19 protein-coding genes and 1 pseudogene are annotated in these 22,747 nt (G+C 60.1%); 13 read left to right on the forward strand and 7 right to left on the reverse strand.

What is annotated here, in order from left to right; all coding sequences use genetic code 11:
- The first annotated feature begins 2 nt into the window (after positions 1-2).
- Positions 3-1,835: a glutamine--fructose-6-phosphate transaminase (isomerizing) gene (gene glmS, locus GIW69_RS06725; RefSeq protein ID WP_236481351.1), complete on the forward strand. Its 1,833-nt coding sequence runs from the start codon at positions 3-5 to the stop codon at positions 1,833-1,835.
- Between the two features lie 63 nt (positions 1,836-1,898).
- On the opposite strand, the gene GIW69_RS06730 is transcribed toward glmS, so the two are convergent.
- Complete coding sequence (locus GIW69_RS06730) at positions 1,899-2,801, reverse strand: LysR substrate-binding domain-containing protein (RefSeq protein ID WP_236481352.1); 903 nt, start codon at positions 2,799-2,801, stop codon at positions 1,899-1,901.
- Between the two features lie 198 nt (positions 2,802-2,999).
- On the opposite strand from GIW69_RS06730, the gene GIW69_RS06735 reads away from it, so the two are divergent.
- The 12 genes and pseudogenes from GIW69_RS06735 to GIW69_RS06785 all read left to right on the forward strand — a co-directional run bounded on the left by GIW69_RS06735 (position 3,000) and on the right by GIW69_RS06785 (position 15,598).
- Positions 3,000-3,845 carry a transporter substrate-binding domain-containing protein gene (locus GIW69_RS06735; RefSeq protein WP_236481353.1) on the forward strand — a complete coding sequence of 282 codons (846 nt, stop codon included), beginning with the start codon at positions 3,000-3,002 and terminating at the stop codon, positions 3,843-3,845.
- A gap of 11 nt (positions 3,846-3,856) precedes the next feature.
- A complete protein-coding gene (locus tag GIW69_RS06740) occupies positions 3,857-4,519 on the forward strand; it encodes an amino acid ABC transporter permease (protein ID WP_236481354.1) in 663 nt (220 codons plus the stop codon).
- Between the two features lie 7 nt (positions 4,520-4,526).
- The gene (locus GIW69_RS06745) at positions 4,527-5,204 is read left to right on the forward strand and encodes an amino acid ABC transporter permease (protein ID WP_236481355.1); all 678 of its coding nucleotides are present in this window, start codon (positions 4,527-4,529) and stop codon (positions 5,202-5,204) included.
- A 12-nt stretch (positions 5,205-5,216) separates the two neighbouring features.
- Positions 5,217-6,719 carry an argininosuccinate lyase gene (gene argH, locus GIW69_RS06750; protein WP_236481356.1) on the forward strand — a complete coding sequence of 501 codons (1,503 nt, stop codon included), beginning with the start codon at positions 5,217-5,219 and terminating at the stop codon, positions 6,717-6,719.
- Positions 6,716-7,456, forward strand: a complete 741-nt coding sequence (locus tag GIW69_RS06755; RefSeq protein WP_496570901.1) for an amino acid ABC transporter ATP-binding protein — start codon at positions 6,716-6,718, stop codon at positions 7,454-7,456. Before argH ends, GIW69_RS06755 begins: the two co-directional genes overlap by 4 nt.
- Before the next feature lie 24 nt (positions 7,457-7,480).
- Complete coding sequence (locus GIW69_RS06760) at positions 7,481-8,245, forward strand: amino acid ABC transporter ATP-binding protein (RefSeq protein ID WP_236481357.1); 765 nt, start codon at positions 7,481-7,483, stop codon at positions 8,243-8,245.
- A 121-nt stretch (positions 8,246-8,366) separates the two neighbouring features.
- Positions 8,367-9,713, forward strand: a complete 1,347-nt coding sequence (locus GIW69_RS06765; RefSeq protein WP_236481358.1) for an OprD family porin — start codon at positions 8,367-8,369, stop codon at positions 9,711-9,713.
- Positions 9,714-9,877: 164 nt separating this feature from the next.
- A pseudogene (locus GIW69_RS26355) lies at positions 9,878-10,915 on the forward strand (HAMP domain-containing protein); the annotation flags it as partial.
- A gap of 90 nt (positions 10,916-11,005) precedes the next feature.
- The gene (locus GIW69_RS26360; protein WP_496570902.1) at positions 11,006-11,770 is read left to right on the forward strand and encodes a methyl-accepting chemotaxis protein; all 765 of its coding nucleotides are present in this window, start codon (positions 11,006-11,008) and stop codon (positions 11,768-11,770) included.
- Positions 11,771-11,871: 101 nt separating this feature from the next.
- Positions 11,872-12,783, forward strand: a complete 912-nt coding sequence (locus GIW69_RS06775) for a LysR family transcriptional regulator (RefSeq protein WP_236481360.1) — start codon at positions 11,872-11,874, stop codon at positions 12,781-12,783.
- 104 nt (positions 12,784-12,887) lie between these two features.
- Positions 12,888-13,514: a glutathione S-transferase gene (locus GIW69_RS06780; RefSeq protein WP_236481361.1), complete on the forward strand. Its 627-nt coding sequence runs from the start codon at positions 12,888-12,890 to the stop codon at positions 13,512-13,514.
- Positions 13,515-13,567: 53 nt separating this feature from the next.
- Positions 13,568-15,598 (forward strand): pyridoxamine 5'-phosphate oxidase family protein, encoded by a 2,031-nt coding sequence (locus GIW69_RS06785; RefSeq protein WP_236481362.1) that lies wholly within the window; start codon positions 13,568-13,570, stop codon positions 15,596-15,598.
- 47 nt (positions 15,599-15,645) lie between these two features.
- On the opposite strand, the gene GIW69_RS06790 is transcribed toward GIW69_RS06785, so the two are convergent.
- The 6 genes from GIW69_RS06790 to GIW69_RS06815 are packed head-to-tail and all read right to left on the reverse strand — an operon-like array spanning position 15,646 to position 22,745.
- Positions 15,646-16,776 carry a glycosyltransferase family 4 protein gene (locus tag GIW69_RS06790; protein ID WP_236481363.1) on the reverse strand — a complete coding sequence of 377 codons (1,131 nt, stop codon included), beginning with the start codon at positions 16,774-16,776 and terminating at the stop codon, positions 15,646-15,648.
- Positions 16,777-17,907 (reverse strand): glycosyltransferase family 4 protein, encoded by a 1,131-nt coding sequence (locus tag GIW69_RS06795; RefSeq protein ID WP_236481364.1) that lies wholly within the window; start codon positions 17,905-17,907, stop codon positions 16,777-16,779.
- The gene (locus GIW69_RS06800; protein ID WP_236481365.1) at positions 17,891-19,255 is read right to left on the reverse strand and encodes a glycosyltransferase family 4 protein; all 1,365 of its coding nucleotides are present in this window, start codon (positions 19,253-19,255) and stop codon (positions 17,891-17,893) included. Before GIW69_RS06800 ends, GIW69_RS06795 begins: the two co-directional genes overlap by 17 nt.
- Positions 19,252-20,505 carry an ABC transporter ATP-binding protein gene (locus GIW69_RS06805; RefSeq protein ID WP_236481366.1) on the reverse strand — a complete coding sequence of 418 codons (1,254 nt, stop codon included), beginning with the start codon at positions 20,503-20,505 and terminating at the stop codon, positions 19,252-19,254. The genes GIW69_RS06800 and GIW69_RS06805 overlap by 4 nt, the downstream gene beginning before the upstream one ends.
- On the reverse strand, positions 20,505-21,302 hold the full coding sequence (locus tag GIW69_RS06810; RefSeq protein WP_236481367.1) for an ABC transporter permease: 798 nt from the start codon (positions 21,300-21,302) through the stop codon (positions 20,505-20,507). The genes GIW69_RS06805 and GIW69_RS06810 overlap by 1 nt, the downstream gene beginning before the upstream one ends.
- A complete protein-coding gene (locus GIW69_RS06815; RefSeq protein WP_236481368.1) occupies positions 21,303-22,745 on the reverse strand; it encodes a mannose-1-phosphate guanylyltransferase/mannose-6-phosphate isomerase in 1,443 nt (480 codons plus the stop codon). It abuts the gene before it with no gap.
- Positions 22,746-22,747: the final 2 nt, after the last annotated feature.

A 22,747-nucleotide genomic window follows, 5' to 3' on the forward strand; every position in this document is an offset into this window, starting at 1 on the left:
GCATGTGTGGAATTGTCGGCGCAGTCGCAGAACGTAACATCACCGCTATCTTGCTCGAAGGCCTCAAGCGTCTCGAATACCGCGGCTATGACAGCGCCGGTGTGGCGGTGTATACCAACGAGGAAACGCTCGAGCGCATGCGCCGTCCTGGCAAGGTCAGCGAGCTGGAAGCGGCGCTTGCTGAACACCCACTGGTCGGTCGTCTGGGCATCGCCCACACTCGCTGGGCAACTCACGGCGCGCCTTGCGAACGTAACGCTCACCCGATGTTTTCCGATGATCTGGCCATCGTGCACAACGGCATCATCGAGAACCACGAACCGCTGCGTGAGCAACTGAAAGGCTTGGGCTACGTGTTCACGTCTGACACCGACACCGAAGTCATTGCGCACCTGTTGAGCCACAAGCTCAAAGAGCTTCCCGATTTGACTGCGGCACTCAAAGCCACCGTCCAGGAACTGCACGGCGCTTACGGTCTGGCCGTGATCAGCGCCAAGCAACCGGATCGTCTGGTCGCCGCCCGCAGTGGCAGCCCATTGGTGATTGGTCTGGGTCTGGGCGAGAACTTCCTCGCCTCCGACCAGTTGGCGCTGCGCCAGGTCACCGACCGTTTCATGTACCTGGAAGAGGGCGATATCGCCGAAATCCAGCGTGAGAAGGTACAGATCTGGGATCTGAACGGCGAGGCCGTCGAACGTCAGACCGTTCAGTACACGGATGGCGCCGAAGCCGCCGACAAAGGCGAGTTCCGTCACTACATGCTCAAGGAAATCCACGAACAACCGTCTGTCGTGCAACGCACGCTGGAAGGTCGGCTCAGCCCGAACCAAGTGCTGGTGCAAGCCTTTGGCCCGCAAGCCGCCGAGCTGTTCGCCAAAGTGCGCAACGTGCAGATCGTCGCGTGTGGCACCAGTTATCACGCCGGCATGGTTGCCCGTTACTGGCTCGAAGAACTGGCCGGCATTCCGTGCCAGGTCGAAGTGGCGAGCGAGTTTCGCTACCGCAAAGTCGTGGTGCAGCCAGATACCTTGTTCGTGACCATTTCCCAGTCCGGCGAAACCGCCGACACCCTAGCCGCGCTGCGTAACGCCAAAGAACTCGGCTTCCTCGCGAGCCTGGCGATCTGCAACGTCGGTATCAGTTCGCTGGTGCGCGAATCCGACCTGACCCTGCTGACCCAGGCCGGTCGCGAAATCGGCGTGGCCTCGACCAAAGCGTTCACCACGCAACTGGTCGGCCTGTTGCTGCTGACGCTGTCGCTCGGTCAGGTACGCGGCACATTGGCCGAGGGCATCGAAGCCACCCTCGTCGAAGAACTGCGCCGCCTGCCAACGCGTTTGGGTGAAGCCCTGGCGATGGACAGCACCGTCGAAAAAGTTGCCGAACTGTTCGCGGAAAAGAACCACACTCTATTCCTTGGCCGTGGCGCGCAATTCCCGGTGGCGATGGAAGGTGCCCTCAAGCTCAAAGAGATTTCCTACATCCACGCCGAAGCCTATCCGGCCGGTGAACTGAAACACGGCCCGCTGGCGCTTGTGGATAACGACATGCCGGTAGTGACTGTGGCGCCGAACAATGAATTGCTGGAAAAGCTCAAGTCGAACCTCCAGGAAGTCCGCGCACGTGGCGGCGAATTGGTGGTGTTTGCCGATGAGAAAGCAGGCATGACCAATGGCGAAGGCACTCATGTTGTACAGATGCCGCACATCCACGACATCCTCTCGCCGATTCTCTACACGATTCCGCTGCAGCTGCTGTCGTACTACGTCGCCGTGCTCAAAGGCACAGACGTCGATCAGCCGCGCAATTTGGCGAAGTCGGTGACGGTGGAATAAGTTATCCACAGTACAAAAGGGGAATCAGCCACCGCTGATTCCCCTTTTTTACATCGTCAACCGTCACTGCCAATCCTTCGCCGCCTCGGTGAGCATTTCATGGATCAGGTCACCAAAACGCCTTGTCAGCATGCTTTGCGGCCGATCCGCCGGCAGCAGCAAGTAAGTCGAAAACCGGATCTGTGGATAAAACGGCCGCGTCTCGATACCCGTGTGCAAATACTCCTGCGCAACAATCGGGCTGACGATGCTCACCCCCAACCCCAGCGCCACCAGTGAACAGACCGTAGCTGCGTAAGGCGTTTCCAGATTCAACTTTCGATGGTTGCGATCCTCGGGAAACGCCCGGTCGACACGGGCGCGTGAGCCGTCGCTTTGTGACAGCGAAATAAACTCCTCGCCTTTTAAATCGTCCGGCCCCACCGAGGCTAATGTGCTGAGTCGATGTCCTTTGGGGAACACACAAACCCCCTGCACGTCGCAAATGTCGCGGATGTTCACCCCGGGCATGTCTTCGCCAACGTATGACACCAGCCCAAGGTCGCAGAACTGCGACGCCGCCCAATGGGCGACCATTGGCGAATCGCTGGTGTGCAGCGAAATCGCCACGTCCGGATTTTCCTCGCGGAAGCGTTTGACCACCCGAGGCAATACCGACAATGACAGTGAAGGCACGGCACCGATGCGCAATTGTCCCGTGCCCACTCGACGAATGTTCTCCGCCGAGCGCTGCAAACTCTGCAGGCCGATGAACGCCCGCTCGACGTCAGCGAACAGCGCCGCACCTTCATCTGTGGGTAACAGGCGTCCGCCCATCCGTTCGAACAGCTTGAATCCGCTGCTGCGTTCCAGCTGCGCAATCAACCGACTGATGTTCGGTTGAGAGGTGTGCAGGGATTCGGCAGCTGCCGTCATCGAGCCGCTCAAGATCACGGCGCGGAAGGCTTCGACTTGTTTGAAGTTCATTTAGGGCATATCAATTTGGTATGAAGGCCTAGTGTATTGTCATTGGTTGATATGAGACAGAAGCTTTATAACTGCTTGCGACATCGACGTCATTGCCTGATGTATTCGATGCGAAAGTGAGCACACGACACCTTTTCATTAAGACTCATTGCGTCGCTTAGCGCCTGAGGCCGAGTTGGCGTAGTACCAGGAGGCACCATGTCGTTTTCCCTGAAAATCCTTCGCAGTGCATTGGCAATTTCCGGTTTTTCCCTCATCGGTGTGATGCAAGCACACGCCGCCGAACTTCCCGCCGTACCCGATCAAATCAAAGAAGCCGGCCAGTTGCGAGCAGGCGTTCGTTGCGACCAGCCACCCTACGGTTTTCAGGACGGCAATGGCGAATTCGCCGGGGTCGAAGTGGAAATGTCCCGGCAGATCGCGCTGTGGGCACTGGGCTCGAAAGACAAAGTGACCTTCACTTGCGTGACCGCTGAAAACCGCGTGCCGCAATTGCTCGGCCGCAAAGTCGACTTCCTGATCGCCACATTGGGCGTTACACCCGAGCGGCTGCGCGTGATCGATTTCACTCAGCCCTATCGCTGGGGCGCCAGTGACGTGGTGGTGAAGAAAGACAGCACGATCAACAAAATCGTCGACCTGAAGGGCAAGACCCTCGCCACCCTCAAGGGCTCGGTGCAGGCCAAATGGTTTGAAGACCACATGCCGGACGTGAAGACGCTGCGCATGAACAGCGCCGCCGATGCCTTGCAGACTTTCCGCCAGGGCCGCGCCGACGCCTACACCCACGACGCCGCGACATTGGTGGTGGTGGCCGACAACGACAAGAACGCGCGCCTGCTCAATGAGCCTTTCCTGATCTCCGACGCCGCCATCGGTGTGCGCAAGCACGATGAAAAATGGCGCGACTACCTCAGCGCGGCTGTGGCGCGGATGCACGAAGAGAAGCTGTTTCGCGGTTGGGTGCAGCAGAACGTTCCGCAGAATATCCAGAGCTACTACCTGAGTGTCTTCGAGCAGGCCAAACCTGCTGAAGCGCTCTGACGGTCGGCGTTATGGATTTCGATCTCAATTATCTGCTGGCGCAATGGCCGGCGCTGCTCGACGGCGTGTTGATGACCCTGCGGGTGTCGCTGCTGGCGATCCTGTTTTCGCTGTTGATCGGCATTTCGGGCGGTGCAGCGCGGGTGATGAAAGTGCCCGTGCTGGCGCAGGTTGTCGTGCTTTACGTCGAGCTGATACGCAATACGCCGATTCTGGTGCAGCTGTTTTTCATCTTCTACGGCTTGCCGGCGATTGGCTTCGAGCTGTCGCTGTTCTGGTCCGGCGTGCTGTGCCTGTCGTTGTGGGCCGGGGCGTATCAAGTGGAAAACGTGCGCGGTGGTCTGGCGACGGTCGAGCACGGCATGCGTGAAGCGGCCGCCGCACTCAGCCTCAAGCCTGCACATTACTTCTGCCTGGTGGCGCTGCCGATTGCCTTTCGCACCAGTTTGCCAGCGGCACTGAACACGGCCATTTCGCTGCTGAAAAACTCGTCGTACTTGCAGGCCATCGGTCTGGCCGAGCTGACGTTTGTGGCGGTGGACCGGATTGCCACGGATTTTCGCGCCGTCGAGATGTTCAGTGCGATCTGCGTGATCTACCTGTCACTGGTGGCCATTCTGGCGCTGTTGACCGGACGCTTGTCGGCCTATCTGCAACGACCTTTCCGGCAGTGAGGCCTCGATGAATTTTTTAGTTGAAAACTGGGGCTTCGTTTCCAAAGGCCTGTGGATGACTTTGCGCCTGGCGCTGGTGATCCTGCTGTTCACGACGTTGATTTCGGTGTTTTTCGGCGTGTTGGCGACGATAAAAAACCGGCTGCTGGGCTGGGTCATTCATGGCTACGTGGAGCTGTTTCGCTCGATCCCGTTGATCGTCAACGTGTACCTGATTTTCTTCGGGGTGCCGATGCTGGGCATCGATCTGAGCCCCTTCGCAGCGGTGACCATCGGCTTGACCCTTTGGGGCAGCGCCAATGGCATCGAAATCGTGCGCGGCGGCCTCGAATCGGTGGCGCGCCATCAATGGAAAAGTGCCTGGGCCCTGGGCCTGCGCCCCTGGCAGACCTATCTCCATGTCATCGTGCCGCAGTCGATGAAAGCGATTCTTCCGGCCTACACCGGGCTGTTGACCATGCTGGTACAAGCCACGTCCCTTGGGGCTTTGGTGGGTGTCAGCGAATTTCTCAAGGTCGGTCAGATCATCATCGAACGCGCCACGGTCATGACCGGCGTGAGTCCCGCGTTTGCTGTCTACGGCACGGTGCTGCTGGTGTATTTCGTCCTGTGTTCATTGCTGAGCTGGCTCAGCCGTTATCTCGAACGTCGCTTGGGTCGCCCGGTGACGCGTGGCAATCATTAAGGAGTTTTCGTGATGCAAGAATCCAAAGTCAGTCGGCGCCTCAAGGAAACTACCGCACCGGAAGTCAACGAGTTCATTTACCGCCCGCGTCTGGAAGGCTTTGCCGAGGGTTTCGACAACCTTGGCAACGTCAACAAGGCGCATATCGTGATGCTCGCCGAACAGGGGCTGATTCGCGGTGAACACGCCACGGCGCTGGCCAAAGGCGTGCTCGACATGGAAGCGGCCGGGCCTGGCGTGGTCACGCTCGATCCGTCCCGCGAGGACGCTTACTTCAATTACGAGGCGCATTTGATCGAGCAGATCGGCACCGATGTCGGCGGACGCCTGCATACCGGCCGCAGCCGCAACGACATCCTCGCGACCCTTGATCGCCTGCGTTGCCGCGAGACGCTGATGGATCTGATCGACGCGCTGATCCAGGTGCGCCAGACCGCCATCAACAACGCCGAGGTATACGCCGAAGTGGTGATGCCGGGTTATACCCATCTGCAGCCGGCGCAACCGATTACTTACGGTTATTACCTGTCGGCGGTGGAACAGGCGCTGGAGCGTGACTGCAAACGCCTGACCCAAGTGCTCGACTCAATGAACCAGAGCCCGCTGGGCGCTGCGGCTTTTGCCGGTACGCCGTTCGACATCGACCGGGCGCGCACAGCGGAACTGCTGGGTTTCGACGGTTATCTGGACAATGCCCTGGACGCCGTCGGCTCGCGGGATTTCATTCTGGAAAGCCTGTCGCACCTGAGCCTGCTGTCGGTGTTCTGGAGTCGTGTGGCCCAGGATTATTTCGTCTGGAGCACCCATGAGTTCAGCCTGATCGACTTCCCGGACAGCGTGGCCGCGACGTCGAGCATCATGCCGCAAAAGAAAAACCCGACCGTGCTGGAATACCTCAAGGGTCGCAGCGGCCACATCGTCGGTTTGCTGATGGGCGCGAGCATCACCATCAAAGGCAGTAACTTTTCCCACACCGGCGACGGTAATCGCGAGGGCACCCGTGGGTTTTGGGAAGCCGCCGAGGAATCCCTGCGCTGCCTGAAACTGCTCGATCTGGTGCTGCGCACGGCGACGCCGAATGTCGAACTGGCGGTGAAACGTGCCGGTGAGGACTTCTCCACCGCGACCGGTCTGGCGGACTTGATCGTCAAAGAAGCCGATCTGTCGTTCCGCGAAGCCCATCACGTGGTCGGCGGCGTGGTGCGCATGGCGATGGACGCAGGTTTGCCGGCGCATCGCATCGACACGGCGATGGTCGACGTCTGCGCCCAGGAGCAATTGGGTCACGCGCTGAATATTGCTGCGGAGAAAGTCCGCGACTGCCTCGATCCGACTGCCAACGTGCAGGCGCGTTCTTCGGCTGGCGGCCCATCGATGGCCTCGCTGATACCGAGCCTGCAACGCGCCAACGCGCGTCTCGCCACCGAACGCCAGGCCATTGCGGCCCGTCGCGATCGTCTGGCGGCCGCCCATGATCGTCTGCAAGCGGCGACGCGGGCGCAGGCCGGCCTATGAGCACGATGCTGACAGTCCGTGGGCTGCACAAGCGCTTTGGCGATCACGAAGTGGTCAAGGGTGTGGATCTGGACGTCACCGAAGGCGAAGTGGTGGTGATCATCGGCCCCAGCGGTTCGGGGAAATCCACCTTCATTCGCTGCCTGAACAGCCTGGAGGCACCGTCGGCCGGCAGCGTGGTGATCGGCGACGGCCAGTCGGCCAAGGCTGGGGATCGCAAGGCGTTGGCCCGGTTGCGCGAAGAAGTCGGCATGGTGTTTCAGGATTACACCCTGTTTCCGCACATGTCGGTGATGGCGAACATGACGCTGGCCCCGGTCAAGCTCAAACGCGCTTCCAAGGCTCAAGCGCAAAGCACGGCGCTGACGCTGCTTGATCGCGTCGGACTGCGGCACAAGGCCGAGGGCTATCCGTCGGAGCTGTCGGGGGGGCAGCAACAGCGGGTGGCGATTGTCCGGGCGCTGGCGATGAAACCCAAATTGCTGCTGTTCGACGAGCCGACCTCGGCACTCGACCCGGAAACCGTCGGCGACGTGCTGAACGTGATGAAGGATCTGGCCGCTGAAGGCATGACCATGATCGTCGTGACCCATGAAATGGGCTTCGCCCGGGAAGTGGCGGATCGCGTGGTGTTCTTCGACGGCGGAAAGATTGTCGAGATGGGCCCGCCGTCGCAGATTTTTTCCGCGCCGAAAGAGCTGCGCACTCAGCAGTTCTTGCAGGCGGTCCTTCACTAACACCCCGCGTCGAAGAGGTTGTTCATGACTCAAGTCAGCCGTAAACCGTTGGGCGTTGAAGGCATGGTCCAGATGTCCGGCGTTCACAAATGGTATGGGCAATTCCACGTCCTCAAGGACATCCATCTGAACGTGCGCCAAGGCGAGCGAATTGTGCTGTGCGGCCCGTCGGGGTCGGGCAAGTCGACCACCATTCGTTGCCTCAATCGCCTGGAAGAACACCAGAAGGGCAGCATCATTGTCGATGGCGTGGAGCTGACCGACGACCTTAAGCAGATCGAGAGCATTCGCCGCGAAGTCGGCATGGTCTTCCAGCATTTCAACCTGTTCCCGCACCTGACCATTTTGCAGAACTGCACCCTCGCACCGATGTGGGTGCGCAAGATGCCGCGCAGGCAGGCCGAGGAAATTGCCATGCATTATCTGGAGCGCGTGCGCATTCCGGAGCAGGCGCACAAATACCCGGGCCAGCTCTCGGGCGGTCAACAACAGCGTGTGGCCATTGCCCGCGCCCTGTGCATGAAACCGAAAATCATGCTGTTCGACGAGCCCACTTCAGCGCTCGATCCAGAAATGGTCAAGGAAGTGCTCGACACCATGATCAGCCTGGCCGAAGACCAAATGACCATGCTTTGCGTCACCCATGAAATGGGCTTTGCCCGAACCGTGGCCAACCGCGTGATCTTCATGGATCAGGGCGAAATCGTTGAACAGGCGCCGCCGGACGTGTTCTTCGACAACCCGCAAAACGAGCGCACCCAGCGCTTCCTCAGCCAGATCCTGCATTGATCTGTTGAGACAAAAGTAGACCCGAAACTGCAAGACACCGTGGGGAGTTTCCGACTCAGCCGCTGGGGCGGCTGTTGCTCGGAAACTGACGTTTTCATAAAAAAAGCCAGGAGCACAACACATGTACAAGCAAACGATGACGGCGGTGCTCGCGCTGGCCGGTTTGTCCTCAATCGGCGTTCACGCCGCCGATGCCGCACCGCAAGGTTTCATCGAGGGCAGCAAGGCCAGCGTCAGTTCTCGCACGATGTATTTCAACAACGACAATCGGGTCGGCGGCGCCGATCAGAAAGAGACGGCCGAAGGTCTTTTGTTCAATTACCTGTCCGGCTACACCCAAGGCACAATCGGCTTCGGTGTCGATGCTCAGGCCCTGGTGGGGATTCATCTGGATGGCGGCAAGGGGCATCACCCGGACAGCAATACTTTTTTCCCCAGCGACTCCGACGGTTCGGCTGAAAAGTCATGGAGCCGTGGTGGTGCCAACGTCAAGGCGAAGCTGTCGAAAACCGAGTTGAAGATCGGTAGCGCGCTGCAACCGAGCCTGCCGATTCTGGTCGCCAACGATGGTCGTCTGCTGCCGCAAACCTTCCAGGGCGGCATGCTCTCTTCGAAAGAATTCGATGGCGTGACGGTCAACGCCGGCAAGATCACCCAAGCCGCCGGGCGTGCCTCCAGCAACTGGGCCGGGCTGTCGATTGCCGGGGCGACGCAGGAGTCGAACAACTTCCAGTACGGTGGTGTGGACTGGAAGATCACCAAAGACTTGACCGTCCAGGCCTACCATTCGCAACTGGAGGACTTCTACAAACAGACGTTCCTCGGCCTGGTGCATGTCTATCCGATCAGTGAAGGGCAAACGTTCAAGACTGACCTGCGCTACTTCGACAGCCGTTCCGATGGCAAGAACGGTCAGGCTGGATACGCCTTCAATAACAACAACGGCTACGCCAAGAATGCCAACGAGGTCGATAACAAGACCTGGAGCGCGATGTTCACCTATGCCTTGGGTGGTCACGCGTTGACACTCGGCCATCAGCGTGTGAACGACGATGGCGGCTTCGTGTACATGAGCAACGGCAACATCACCGACAGCCGTGGGCGCAATGAAGGCGAGGGTGGTTCGAGTTTCTATCTGTTCACCGACAGCATGATCAACCAGTTCGTCCGCGCCGGTGAAAACACCACGTTCGGCCAGTACACCTATGACTTCACTGGCCTCGGTGTGCCGGGTCTGAAGGCCGGCATCGCTTATCTGCACGGCGATAACATCAAGGACATCGGTAACGGTGGCGATCACTCCGAGTGGGAGCGCGACATGCGCATCGACTACGTCGTGCAGACCGGCCCGCTGAAGAACTTCGGCGCGACCCTGCGTCATGGTGTCTATCGCGGCGACGATTCGGGCTCGGTGCGTGATACCGATCAAACCCGTTTGATCTTCAACTACACCTACAACTTTCTGTAAGTCAGCTGCGCCAAGCCCTGCCCCTTTTCGGGATAACTCTGCATCGAGTTTCTCGAAGGCTTAACGCTGAGTTGAACAATCAAACGTAATTTGCAAGTGGTCGATAAGGGTCAATAAGAACTTGTGAGTCGGCCACGCTCTTTGTGCCAGGACGAGCCGACACGATGACGATCTCTTTGAACTTCAGCCAGAAAATCCTTTTGGCTGCGGGCCTGGTGGTGGCCCTGACTTTTTCCGGTTTTACCGTCTTCAATGATTACCAACAGCGCGAAGGGATTCGCACCCAGACCGCCGCGACGCTCGACGACGTCGGCGCGCTGATCGCCAGCAATTTGCAGACGTGGCTCAACAGCCGCATGCAGCTGGTTGAATCAATGTCCCAGCAAATCGCGCGTAGCGGGGCCGACGCCGAATCGCTCACCGGCACCTTCAGTCTGCCGGTCTACACCGGCAACTTTCAGTCCAGTTACTTCGGCAGTCTGGAAGGCAAGATGTTCTCCGTACCGGCCCGCGAACGCCCGAAGGATTTCGATCCGCGCAGCCGTGCCTGGTACAAGTCCGCCGCCTCGGCAAACAGCACGGTCGTCACCGAACCCTATGTCGCCGTCTCCTCCGGCAAAACCGTGATCACGGTGGCCTCGCCGGTACGGCGCAACGGCACGATGTTGGGTGTGATGGGCGCCGACTATGATCTGGCGCAGGTCAGCGGGATCATCAACGCACTGGATTTCAATGGCCATGGCCGCGCTTTTCTGGTGAGTGGCGAGGGCAAGATCCTGATTCACCCGGATGCGAAGCGGGTACTCAAGAGCCTTGGCGATGTTTATCCTCTAGGCGCTCCTGCGCTTCGCGAAGGCCTTCAGCAAGTCCATGACGACGGCAAGGCGCAGTTTCTTCTGTTCACGCATCTGGACGGTGTGCCGTCCGCCAACTGGTATGTGGCCGTGGTTCTTGATGAGGACGCCGCGTTTGCCATGCTCAATGAAACCCGCTCTTCGGCGCTGGTGGCGATGGTCATTGCGGTGGTGGTGATCATTGCCTTGCTGGGATTGTTGATCCGCGTCCTGATGATCCCGTTGCACACCATGGGCCGCGCCATGCAGGACATCGCCGACGGTGAAGGCGACCTGACCCTGCGCCTCGCCGTACATGGTCGGGACGAATTCGGCGCCCTCGCGGCGTCATTCAACAAATTCGTCGAACGCATCCACGAGTCGATCCGCGAAGTGTCGTCTGCCACGGCCCATGTCAGCGAAGTCACGCTGAGCGTCGTCGATGCTTCGAATGCCTCGATGCGCAACACCGATCAACAGGCCAGCCGCACCAGCAGCGTGGCGGCCGCGATCAACGAACTGGGCGCGGCAGCCCAGGAAATCGCACAAAATGCAGCGCTTGCCTCGCAACATTCGAGCGCCGCACGGGGCCTTGCCGTCGAAGGCCAGCAAGTGGTCGAAGAGACGATTGGCAGCCTGCAACGTCTCACGGCGAAGATCAGCGATTCCAGCACCAACATTGAGGCGCTGAACGTCAACACGGTGAACATCGGGCAGATCCTCGAGGTAATCACCAGCATTTCCCAGCAAACCAACCTGCTGGCGCTCAACGCCGCCATCGAAGCCGCACGCGCCGGTGAAGCAGGGCGCGGCTTCGCGGTGGTTGCTGACGAAGTACGCAACCTGGCCCACCGCACCCAGGAATCGGCGCAGCAAGTGCAGACACTTATCGAAGAACTGCAACACGGCGCACGCCAGGCCGTTTCGATGATGCACGAGAGCCAGAGCCAGAGCGAAACCAGCGCTGGCATCGCCGACCAGGCCGGCAGTCGGCTCGGCAGCGTGACCCAGCGCATCGGTGAAATCGACGGCATGAACCAGTCGGTGGCAACGGCCACGGAAGAACAGACCGCGGTCGTCGAATCGATCAATCAAGACATCACCGACATCAACACCCTGAATCAGCAAGGCGTGGAAAACCTGCAAACCACGTTGCAGGCCTGCACGGATCTGGAGCGGCAGGTGGGTCGGCTAAAGCATTTGGTGGGGAGTTTTCGGATTTGAGTGCTCAATATCAGCTGCTGCGTTGCAGGTTGGCGAAGGAGGCTGTAATAAACAGCCTTTGTCCCACTCGCCAATGACCATTGCCCCACAGGAGTTGATGGATGGACCGCTTCCAGGAAATGCAGGTCTTCACCACCGTCGCCCAGGAGCAGGGCTTTTCGGCGGCGGCGCGGCGCTTGGGGTTGTCAGCGGCCAGCGTCACCCGGGCGGTGGCGGCGCTCGAGTTGCGGATCGGCACGCAGTTGCTGATTCGCACCACGCGCAGCGTGCATGTCAGCGAGGCCGGTCAGCGTTATCTGGAGGATTGTCGCAGGATCCTCGCCGAGGTGCAGGAAGCCGAGGATTCGGCGGCGGGCAGTCACGCCCAGCCTCGTGGGCAACTGACGGTGACGGCGCCGGTGCTGTTCGGCGAAATGTTTGTCACGCCGATAATGGCCAGTTTCTTGACCCAGTATCCCGACGTGACGATCAACGCGCTGTTGCTTGACCGGATCGTGAACATGGTCGATGAAGGCATCGATGTGGCGGTGCGTATTGGCGACCTGCCAGACAGTAACCAGCACGCTGTTCGGGTCGGTGAAGTACGACGGGTGGTCTGCGGTTCGCCGGATTGTTTTGCCCGCCACGGTCGGCCGACCCATCCGCAGGATCTGGCGCGGATGCCGATGGTGGCGACGTCGGCCATCGGGCAGATGCGCAACTGGCCATTTATTGAAAACGGTGAAGTCATCAGTGTCCGCCCAGAGCCGAGACTGGTGGTGACCGCCAATCAAGCGGCCATCAACGCCGCCAGCCTGGGCCTTGGGCTGACTCGAATCCTTTCTTACCAAGTGGCGAGCAAAGTCGCGAGCGGTGAACTGGAAATTGTCCTCGCCGACTTCGAGCTGCCGCCGCTGCCGATTCATGTGGTGTACCAGGGGGGACGCAAGGCGCCAACGCGAGTACGCAGCTTTGTCGACTTCACGGCGAAAGCCCTGCGTGAACACATGGCATTATTTCCTGCGCTGAAATAATCGATTGCGTTTGCTGGTAATTCTCTTGATTCGTCGCTGGGTAGATGATCGCTGCCATCGGTGCCGTCACTCCTGAACGGCCCCCACACCCAGCGGAGCCGACCATGCAAGCGATCAAACTGTACAACTTTCCACGTTCCGGCCACGCCCATCGCGTGGAGTTGATGCTGTCGTTACTGCAATTGCCGACCGAGCTGATTTTTGTCGACCTGGCCAAGGGCGAACACAAGCAGCCCGCCTACCTCGCGATCAATGCTTTCGGCCAAGTGCCGGCCATCGATGACGGTGGTGTGGTGCTGGCTGACTCCAACGCGATCCTGGTGTATCTGGCGCAAAAGTATGGCAATGGCCGTTGGCTGCCGGCCGATCCGGTTGGCGCAGCGCGTGTGCAGCGCTGGTTGTCGGCAGCGGCGGGGCCGATTGCCTTTGGTCCGGCGGCGGCGCGATTGATCACTGTGTTCGGCGCCAAGCTCAACGCTGAAGAAGTCATCGCCCGTGCGCACACCCTGCTCAACGTGATGGAACAGGAACTGGCAAAAACCCCTTATCTGGCCGGCGACGAGCCAACCATCGCCGACGTTTCGGCCTACAGTTACATCGCTCACGCACCGGAAGGCAACGTGTCGCTGGACGATTACGCCAACGTCCGCGCCTGGCTGGCGCGAGTAGAAGCCTTGCCCGGTTTTGTCGGCATGCCGCGCACGGTAGTCGGTCTGCAAACCACTGCCTGAAAAACCTCCGCCCGGCGTGTCCGGGCGTTTCACTTTGGCTGGGGAGAACCGTTATGGAACGTTCACCATGGCATGCCGGCGAACAGCAGTTGCAGACCCGCGTCGGCGTTGCCGAACGCATGGAGAGTTTCGGGCGCAAGGTCATTCGCACCTGGATGCCGGATCAGCACCGTGAGTTTTATCGGCAACTGCCGTTCATGCTGTACGGCGCCGTGGATGCCGACGGTTTTCCCTGGGCCAGCGTGCTCGAAGGCGCGCCCGGTTTTGCCCATTCATCAGACCCGCAACACATGCAGTTCAACAGCCTTCCGGCCACTGACGACCCGGCGCAGATCCGGGCCGACGCGGCAATCGGTCTGCTTGGCATCGAATTGCACAGCCGGCGGCGCAATCGACTGAATGGCCATGTCGGCAACCTGAATGCACAGGGTTTCGACTTGAAGGTTGACCAAGCCTTCGGCAATTGCCCGCAGTACATTCAGCTTCGCCAGTTCGAGCGCGTCCCGTTGAGCGACCCGGCAACACGCCCGGCCCGGCACCTGGATGCACTGGACGACCAAGCACGCCAGATGATTGCCGACGCCGACACGTTTTTTGTCGCCAGTTATGTAGATGTCGACGGCGAGCGTTCGGTGGACGTGTCCCATCGCGGTGGCCAGATCGGTTTTGTCCGGGTGCAGGGCAATCGCCTGACCATCCCGGATTTCGCCGGCAACCTGCATTTCAACACCCTCGGCAATCTGCTGCTCAACCCTCGGGCAGGCTTGCTGTTCATCGACTTTTCCACAGGCGATGTGCTGCAACTGAGCGGCCGTACCGAGATTATTCTCGACGGCCCGGAAATTGAAGCTTTCCAGGGCGCCGAACGGTTGTGGACATTCGAAGTGGAGAAACTGGTGCGGCGCCCGGCGGCACTGGCGTTGCGCTGGCGCTTTGACGGAATGTCGCCGACCAGTCTGCTGACCGGCACCTGGCCTCAGGCCGAAGCGCGTTTGCAGGCCAAGGCATTGGGCGACAGGTGGCGGCCATTGCGGGTGACGCGCATCGAAGCGGAAAGCCGCAGCATTCGTTCGATTTATCTGGAGCCTGCCGATGAGGCGGGCGCGCCGATGTTCCAGGCCGGTCAGCATCTACCGCTGCGCTTCACGATCAATGGCGAGGTACACATCCGCACCTACAGTTTGTCGAGCGCACCGTCGGATGAGTTTTTGCGCATCAGCGTAAAACGCGAAGGCGTGGTGTCGACGCACTTGCATGAAAACCTGCAAGTCGGCGATGTCCTGGAGGCGCGGGCGCCGCAAGGGCATTTCACGGTGCAAGCCCTTGAGCGGCGGCCGCTGGTGCTGTTGGCAGCCGGGGTCGGCATCACGCCGTTGCTGTCGATGCTGCGCGAGGTGGTTTATCAAGGGCTGCGCACCCGAAGCATACGTCCCACCTGGCTGTTGCAAGGATCACGAACCCTGGCCGACCAGCCATTTCGCGCCGAGCTGGATCGTCTGCTGGAAACTGCCGGTGATGCGGTGCGCGTGCTGCGGGTGCTCAGCCAGCCTGAGCCCGATGTGCTGGAAGGCGAAGATTTCGATTTCATGGGCCGCGTGGATGCGGCGTTGCTGCAAAACCTGCTGAACGTCGAAGACTACGATCAGGTGGATTTCGTCGTGTGCGGGCCGGGTGCCTTTACCCAGGGACTGTACGACGGCCTGCGCGAACTCAACGTCGCCGATGCTCGGATTCACGCGGAAACGTTTGGTCCTTCGACCTTGCGGCGTCAGGCGGATCCGGATGCGATCGTCATCGAGCAACCGCCCGCCGCCACCGTTTCAGTCCCCGTCATGTTCGAGCGCTCAGCGAAAGAAGCGCGCTGGCAACCAGACGGCGGCAGTTTGCTTGAACTGGCGGAAAGCCGTGGTTTACGTCCGGAATACAGCTGCCGGGGCGGATCGTGCGGCACCTGCCGGACGCGACTGGTCAGCGGCGCGGTGAATTATCCACAGCCTCCGGCCGAAATCCCGGAAGAAGGACACGTGCTGATCTGCTGCGCGATCCCGGCACAAAGCGAACAGCCGCTGATCCTGGATCTCTAACAACGCCGAACCCCCTGTAGGAGCAGCCTGCGGCAGCTCCTACAAGGTTATGCGTAAGACAGGGATTTTTCTTCCAGCAGTTCCTGATACAACTCAGTCCATTTGCGGCCCATTTCGTCCGCTGTGAATAACTGATGGTAACGGGCTTGTGCCTTCGTCCCCATTTCTGCTGCACGCGTCGGGTTTTCCCACAACTCACGCATCGCTTCGCGAAAAGCCTGTGGATTACTCGGTGGGACGACCAAGCCGGTTTCATTGTGGATATTGATGTAACTGGTGCCGGTGCCGATTTCACTGGAGATCATCGGCTTGCCGTACATCGCGCCCTCCAGCAGTGAAATGCCGAAGGCCTCGGAGCGCAAATGCGACGGGAAGACGATGGCGTAGCTCAGTTGCAGCAGCGCAACTTTGTCTTCATCGTCCAGGCGCCCAAGAAAATGCAGGTTGCGCAAGCCGAGTCTGGCAGCCTGGGCGTGCAGCTCCTTTTCCAAAGGTCCCGCGCCGACGATGACCACCGGGTAATTCACGTCTTTCAAGGCGTCGAGAAGAATGTGCAGACCCTTGTAATAACGCATGACGCCGACGAACAGAAAAAACTTATCCCCAAGCTTCCGGCGCCAGCGATCGGTGCGTTCCGGTTCAGGTTGTGGATAACCTGCCTTGTCTAACCCGTAGGTGATGACGCGGGTCTTGTTCTGAAACTTTTGCAGCACGTCACTGGTGTGCAGGTAGTTGGGCGAGGCAGCGACGATCCGGTCGGCACTTGCGAGGAAACGGTTCATCAAGGGCCGATAGAGCCTGAGCAGGTTCTTCTGGCGAATGATGTCCGAGTGATAGGTCACCACGCTCGGCTTATTGGTGAAGCTGGCAAAGTGCACCAGATCCATAAACGGCCACGGGAAGTGGTAGTTGACCACATCAGCCTCGGCGGCCAGTTCGCGAAACTTTTTGAAGACCTGCAAGGAGAAACCGGTCGAGGCGAACTGGATATCGAGTTTTGCACGATGCACTTCGTGCTGGCCGATCTGCATGACGGCGGGGACAGGCTCGGTACTGAGGCTCAGCACCTGGCCGTCAACCCCATGCCTTGCACCGCTTTCGCACAACTGGAAAATGACCTGTTCAATGCCGCCCATCGAGTCCGGCAGATAGGTTTTGTAGAAATGAAGTACTCGCATTCAACCTCCCATGGCCTGGCGGTAGGCACCGGCCGTGGCCTGTGCACAACGCTCCCAGGAAAAAAGCCGCGCTTGTTGCAATCCGGCTTCCCGGCATGCCTGCCAATGCGCTTGATCGTCAATCAGGCGGCTCATCGCGTCGCGCAAGCCGTGCGCATCGTCAGGTTCGATGTAATTGCCGGCGTCACCCGCGACCTCCGGCATTGCCGAAGAGCGTGTGAGAATCACCGGCGTGCCGCTGGCCATCGCTTCCAGCACCGGCAGGCCGAAACCTTCATACAGTGATGGAAAAACCAGCGCCCGGGCGCCAGCCAATAAGTGCGCAACCTGCTCATCCGGCAGATAGCCGAGCAGGCAGACATGCCCGCAAGCCAACGCCTGATGCAGTTCATCGCTGAATTGATCGCGCTGCCAGCCGGCCATGCCGACGATCAGCAGTGGAAAACACTGACGCACCGCGTCCGGCAGCAAGGCGTGGGCGCGCAGCGCGAGATTCAGGTTTTTGCGCGGCTCCAGGGTGCCGACACACAGGAAATACGCCCTGGGCTCGACGGCGTGGGCCTTCAGCACCGCGTCGAGGGTTTCAGGCTCACGCGGGCGAAATCGCTCGGCCACGCCCAACGGTGCCACCACAAAACGTTCGGCGGGCAGGGCGAAGTAGTCTCGGGCCTCATCGGCGATTGCTTGCGAGTCGGTCAGAATCACCTGCGCCTGTTGCACGCCAGCGGCCAGTCGCCGCTCGATTTCCTTGAGCCGCGCCGCCGGCTGGGTTTCAGGAAAATGCAGGTGCGTCAGGTCGTGCAGGGTGATCACCGTCGGGCCATCGAACGCCAGCGGCCACAAGCTGGGCTCGTGATACAGATCAATGCCTTCGCCCCGGCCCTGATCGAAGCGCTTCTGCTCCAGCCAGCGGCGCGCCTGATAGGCTCCGGGAATCTGCCGCAGCAATGGCGTCAGGCGCGAATAACCTGGCATCGCCGCTTCCGGCAACGCCGAACTCCAGCCCCAGCCGTGGAACAACGCCACATCGACATCGGGTTCGTTGCGCAAGGCGCTGACCAGTTCGGCGACGTACTGGCCGATGCCAGTGCGCGGTGCTTGCAGGATGCGGGCGTTAAGGGCAATGCGCATGGGCCCTCGCGGGTGCCGAGGGCACTTCCAATACATTACGAGCGGTGCGTTCGACGAGTTGTTCACTGGCCTCGCGCCAACCGATCCATTGCCAGTCGGCCACATTCCGCGCGGCCGGAAACCGGCCGCTGCGTTCGAACGTATCAATCAACCCGGCCAGTGTTTGCGGATCATCCAGATCGAAATACGCCATGAACTCCCCGCCGATTTCGCGGAACACCGCAATGTTGCTACCCATCGCCGGCAGGCCGCGCTGCATGGCTTCCACCAGCGGCAGCCCGAAACCTTCGACGAAGGACGGAAACACCAGCGCACGAGCGTGGGCGTAAGCGTGTTCGAGGCTGGTGTCGCTGAGGTCGTTGAACATGAACAGGCGCCGGTTCAGCTCTGGATGATTGCGCACCCGAGCGAGGAGGGCGTCGCACTTCCAGCCGATGCGTCCGGCGATGCACAGTCGCGCCTTGGAACCGCTGGCCCAGGCGCGTTCGAAGCCGTCGAGCAAGTAATCATGGTTCTTGCGCGGCTCGATGGTGCTGACCATCAGGAACACCGGCTCTGGCGTGGTGAACAACTGCTTGAGGCGTGGATCGACGGCTTCGTCGTGGATGCGCAGATCCAGCTCCGAACCCAGGTGAAAGAAATCGAACCAGCGCTGGTCGGCCTGCATTGACCCGAGCCGGCGCTGCATTTCTTCACGCACCTGATTTTGCACCGTGGCCGAAATTGCCATAAAACCGTCGGCAGTGCGGGTGATCCAGTCGAACCACTCAGTGAAAACCTGCACCAGCCGTGTGTCGTAGAACTGCGGATGGGTCAGCGGGATCAGGTCGTAGATGACCGCCACGATGCTCACGCCGTCACGTTTGAGGCGTTCGACGTGACTGCAGAAATCCGAATGCCAGGACGAATCGAGTAGCACCAGTTGATCGCCCGGTTGATGTTGCAAAGGCGTGCAGCGCTTGGGCAATTGGTGACGGTTGATCCGCTCGATCAGGTGCAGCGGCACCCGGAACACAAGCGCCGTCAGGTGATAAGCGACATACAGTCCCCGCCGCCACAGCCTGGACGTGCTGCGGTTATGAAGTTTCTGATGGGCTTGCCAGAAACGGTGCGCCAGACGCTCCAGCCGCTCGCCGAACGAGGCGATGGCATTGAACAGCGGCGAGTCCAGCGCAGCCAGCCGCGTCACCCGGTAGAGCTTGCCCTTGAGCATGACCACCGGCAGGCACTCGACGTCGCCAACACTCGACGGCAATTGTTTGATGACGTTACGCACGACGCGTTGAATGCCCGAATTGACCTTCGGGTGCTTGAACACATGGGTGCATTCCAGCAGCAGACGGGTCAAGGCGCACGCTCCGTGACCCGCTCATCCACGCGGCGGGTGATCACGGTTTTTGCCCCCAGCCACGAACAACCGACAAAGTCTTCGCGACGATTATTGATAACGTGGAACACCAGCCCGTAATCGCGCCATTCGAAATTGCGATCCAGGTGTGAGTCCAGCCGGGACAGGCTCAGGGCCACGGAATAGTTGCCCTTGCCCAGCCCCATCACAAACGCGAAACGGTAAGTGATGCGCTCGCCGGCCCGCAGGTCTTCCAGCGCCAGATCCTGACGATGGGTATTGATGCCGTACATGGCCTGGCCCAGGCGATCCTTGATCATGAAACCGAGCACCAACCGTTCGATGTCCTGACGGATGTCGACCTCCACCTCCAGCACCACCGGTTGCCCGACCTCGGCGGCGTCGATGGAACGTTCGTCTTCATCCAGCAGGCGCACGCTGAAAATGCCGGCCTCACCGGTGCCGGACACGGTGCGGACCTGGCCGCCGGCGAGCATTTCCTGGCGCACGGTCTGGCCTTCGCGCTCGGCGAGCAGGGCGTTGTAGTAATCCATCACCGCTTCGGGCTTGTCGTGCATGACCATGCGTCCGCCTTCGAGCAGGATCGCCGAATCGCAGATCGACTGAATCGCCGAGCGATCATGAGAAACGATCAGCAGTGTTGTGCCGGCCTTGCGGAAGCTGCGGATGCGATCAAAGCTTTTGTGCTGGAAGTAGGCGTCGCCTACGGATAGCGCTTCGTCGACGATCAGGATGTCCGGACGCCGCGCGGTGGCGACGCTGAAGGCCAGGCGCATTTGCATGCCGCTGGAATAGGTGCGTACCGGCTGATCGATGGCTTCACCAATTTCCGCGAAGCGTTCGATTTCGGGCATCAGTCCTTCGAGTTCTTCGAGCTGCATGCCCAGCAGTTGTCCGGCCATGATTGCGTTCTGGCGGCCGGTGAAATCCGGGTGAAATCCCATGCCCAGTTCCAGCAGCGCGGCGACTCGACCGTCAAGTTGAATCTGCCCGCAAGTCGGTTGGGTGGTGCCGGTGATCATCTTCAGCAGTGTACTTTTGCCCGCGCCGTTGACGCCGACAATGCCCACGGATTCACCGGGGGCGATCTCGAAATCGACGTCCTGCAACACCCAGTGTTGGCGATGTCGGATCGGCGAAAACGGTATCAGCCATTCCGCCAGACGACTCCAGCGTGTCGGGTATTGCTTGTAAGCCTTGCCCAGGCCGGTGACGCGAATGTGCCCCATCAGAGTTCATCCACCATTTCGCCGACCCGTTGACGGAACAGGCGCAAGCCGATCACGCAGAACAGCAGGCCGATCACTAAGATCGGCAGCAGCGAACGCCACACCGGCCATTGGCCGTAGAGAAACACGTTCTGATAAGCGCCGATGAGATTGGTCAGCGGGTTGAGTTGCAACAGGCGCTGCACCCAGTCCGGCAGGATAGTCACGGGGTAAACGATCGGCGTCAGCCAGAACCAGAATTGCAGGCAGATGGCGAAAAATTGCCCGACGTCGCGAAAAAACACGTTCAGCACGCCAAGAATCATCCCCAACCCGGCACAGAACAGCACTTGCAGCGCCAACAGCGGCAGCAACGCGAACAACGCCATGCCCGGCCAGCGCCCGCTGATCAACAGGAAGCCAAGAAACAGACCGATGATGATCGCGAAATTGATCCCGGCATTGAGCAGCACAATCACCGGCAGGCAGATGCGCGGGAAGCTGATTTTCTTCAGCAGGTTGGCGTTTTCCAGAAACATGTTCTGGCTGCGTAACGTGATTTCCGAGAACAGCCCCCAGGTCAGCAGGCCGGCGCACAGGTAAACGCTGTAGGCCATGCCGTCGTCCACACCGGGCAAACGCGCGCGCATGATGTGGGAAAAGATCACCGTGTACACGACGATCATCGACAGCGGGTTGAGCACCGTCCACAGCGCGCCGAACAGTGAATTGCGATACCGCGCTTGAAACTCGCGCTGCACGCTACCGAGGATGAATCCCCGGTAACTGCGCAACGAGCGGTACAGGGAAAGCAGCATTCACTGAGTCCTGCCGTATTGGTCTTCGAAGCGGACGATGTCGTCCTCGCCCAGGTATTCGCCGCTTTGCACTTCGATGATGACGAGGTCGATCACGCCGGGGTTTTCCAGGCGATGCTTGTGCCCGGCGGCAATGAACGTCGATTCGTTTTTCGCCACCAGGTGCGTGCCGGTGCCGTTGTTGGTGACCTTGGCCATGCCTTCAACCACGACCCAGTGTTCATTGCGGTGGTGGTGCATTTGCAGCGACAGTTTGGCGCCAGGCTTGACGACGATGCGCTTGATCTTGAAGCGCGGGCCTTCCTCAAGCACGGTGTACGTGCCCCACGGCCGGTTGACCGTGCGATGCAGGCGATAGGCTTCGTGGGATTTATCCTTGAGCTGCTTGGCCACGCGCCGCACATCCTGAGCGCGGTCGGCATGGGCCACCAACACGGCGTCGGCCGTGTCGATGATGATCAGGTTCTCCACGCCCACCGCCGCCACCAGGCGTTCTTCGCTCTGGACAAAGTTGTTTTTGCTGTCGATGAAAATCGCTTCGCCGCTGGCGCGGTTATGGTTGGCATCGGCCGGCACCAGAGCGGCGACGGCGCTCCACGATCCGATGTCGCTCCAGTCGAAACCGGCGGGCACCACCACGACTTTGTCCGAGCGCTCCATCAGCGCGTAGTCGATGGAGATGTCGGTGATTTCAGCGAACAGCGTTGCCGACAATTCTTGTTGCAGACAACCGACTGTTTCCACCGGGGCGCTGGCGGCCATGCAGACGCGGGTTTGTTCCAGCAGTTCGGGGGCGTGCAGTTGCAGTTCGGCCAGCACGGTTGCGGTGCTAAAGCAGAACATTCCCGAGTTCCACAGGAAGTTGCCGCTTTCCAGGTAGTGGGTGGCGGTTTGCTGGTCGGGTTTTTCCACGAAGCGCTGCACCATGGCTGCGCCTTGAGCGTCCAGCGGCGCGCCGGTTTCGATGTAACCGAAACCGGTTTCCGGGGCAGTCGGCACCACGCCGAAGGTCACCAGATAGCCATCCTTCGCCAGATTCACGGCATGTTCGACGGCCGTCTGCAAAGCGTCTTCGTTAACGATCAAATGGTCAGCGGGCATGACCACCATGATTGCGTCATCGCCATGCAGCGCCTGCAGCGAAAGGGCCGCCGCAGCGATGGCCGGTGCGGTATTGCGCCCGGTCGGTTCGAGCAAGAAATGCCCGCGATGTCGGCCCAGGTGTGCCTCTTGATAGTGATCCTTGCTCTGGAAGTAGTACTCGCGATTGGTCACCGTGACAATGTCGCCCCAGCCGTCCAGCAACCCGGCAGCGCGCCGGTAAGTCTTGCCCAGCAGCGACTGGCCGTCGGGCAGGATCATGAACGGTTTCGGATGGCCCTCGCGAGACACCGGCCACAGACGGGTGCCGGCGCCGCCGGACAGGATCACGGGAATCAGCATGG

Source organism: Pseudomonas syringae (assembly GCF_021605415.1).
In the GTDB taxonomy this organism is placed as follows: Bacteria; Pseudomonadota; Gammaproteobacteria; order Pseudomonadales; family Pseudomonadaceae; genus Aquipseudomonas; species Aquipseudomonas syringae_S.

Coding starts and splice junctions, on each gene's coding strand:
- glmS (WP_236481351.1), top strand. CDS start 3: ATGTGTGGAATTGTCGGCGCAGTCGCAGAACGTAACATCACCGCTATC.
- GIW69_RS06730 (WP_236481352.1), bottom strand. CDS start 2,801: ATGAACTTCAAACAAGTCGAAGCCTTCCGCGCCGTGATCTTGAGCGGC.
- GIW69_RS06735 (WP_236481353.1), top strand. CDS start 3,000: ATGTCGTTTTCCCTGAAAATCCTTCGCAGTGCATTGGCAATTTCCGGT.
- GIW69_RS06740 (WP_236481354.1), top strand. CDS start 3,857: ATGGATTTCGATCTCAATTATCTGCTGGCGCAATGGCCGGCGCTGCTC.
- GIW69_RS06745 (WP_236481355.1), top strand. CDS start 4,527: ATGAATTTTTTAGTTGAAAACTGGGGCTTCGTTTCCAAAGGCCTGTGG.
- argH (WP_236481356.1), top strand. CDS start 5,217: ATGCAAGAATCCAAAGTCAGTCGGCGCCTCAAGGAAACTACCGCACCG.
- GIW69_RS06755 (WP_496570901.1), top strand. CDS start 6,716: ATGAGCACGATGCTGACAGTCCGTGGGCTGCACAAGCGCTTTGGCGAT.
- GIW69_RS06760 (WP_236481357.1), top strand. CDS start 7,481: ATGACTCAAGTCAGCCGTAAACCGTTGGGCGTTGAAGGCATGGTCCAG.
- GIW69_RS06765 (WP_236481358.1), top strand. CDS start 8,367: ATGTACAAGCAAACGATGACGGCGGTGCTCGCGCTGGCCGGTTTGTCC.
- GIW69_RS26360 (WP_496570902.1), top strand. CDS start 11,006: ATGCGCAACACCGATCAACAGGCCAGCCGCACCAGCAGCGTGGCGGCC.
- GIW69_RS06775 (WP_236481360.1), top strand. CDS start 11,872: ATGGACCGCTTCCAGGAAATGCAGGTCTTCACCACCGTCGCCCAGGAG.
- GIW69_RS06780 (WP_236481361.1), top strand. CDS start 12,888: ATGCAAGCGATCAAACTGTACAACTTTCCACGTTCCGGCCACGCCCAT.
- GIW69_RS06785 (WP_236481362.1), top strand. CDS start 13,568: ATGGAACGTTCACCATGGCATGCCGGCGAACAGCAGTTGCAGACCCGC.
- GIW69_RS06790 (WP_236481363.1), bottom strand. CDS start 16,776: ATGCGAGTACTTCATTTCTACAAAACCTATCTGCCGGACTCGATGGGC.
- GIW69_RS06795 (WP_236481364.1), bottom strand. CDS start 17,907: ATGCGCATTGCCCTTAACGCCCGCATCCTGCAAGCACCGCGCACTGGC.
- GIW69_RS06805 (WP_236481366.1), bottom strand. CDS start 20,505: ATGGGGCACATTCGCGTCACCGGCCTGGGCAAGGCTTACAAGCAATAC.
- GIW69_RS06810 (WP_236481367.1), bottom strand. CDS start 21,302: ATGCTGCTTTCCCTGTACCGCTCGTTGCGCAGTTACCGGGGATTCATC.
- GIW69_RS06815 (WP_236481368.1), bottom strand. CDS start 22,745: ATGCTGATTCCCGTGATCCTGTCCGGCGGCGCCGGCACCCGTCTGTGG.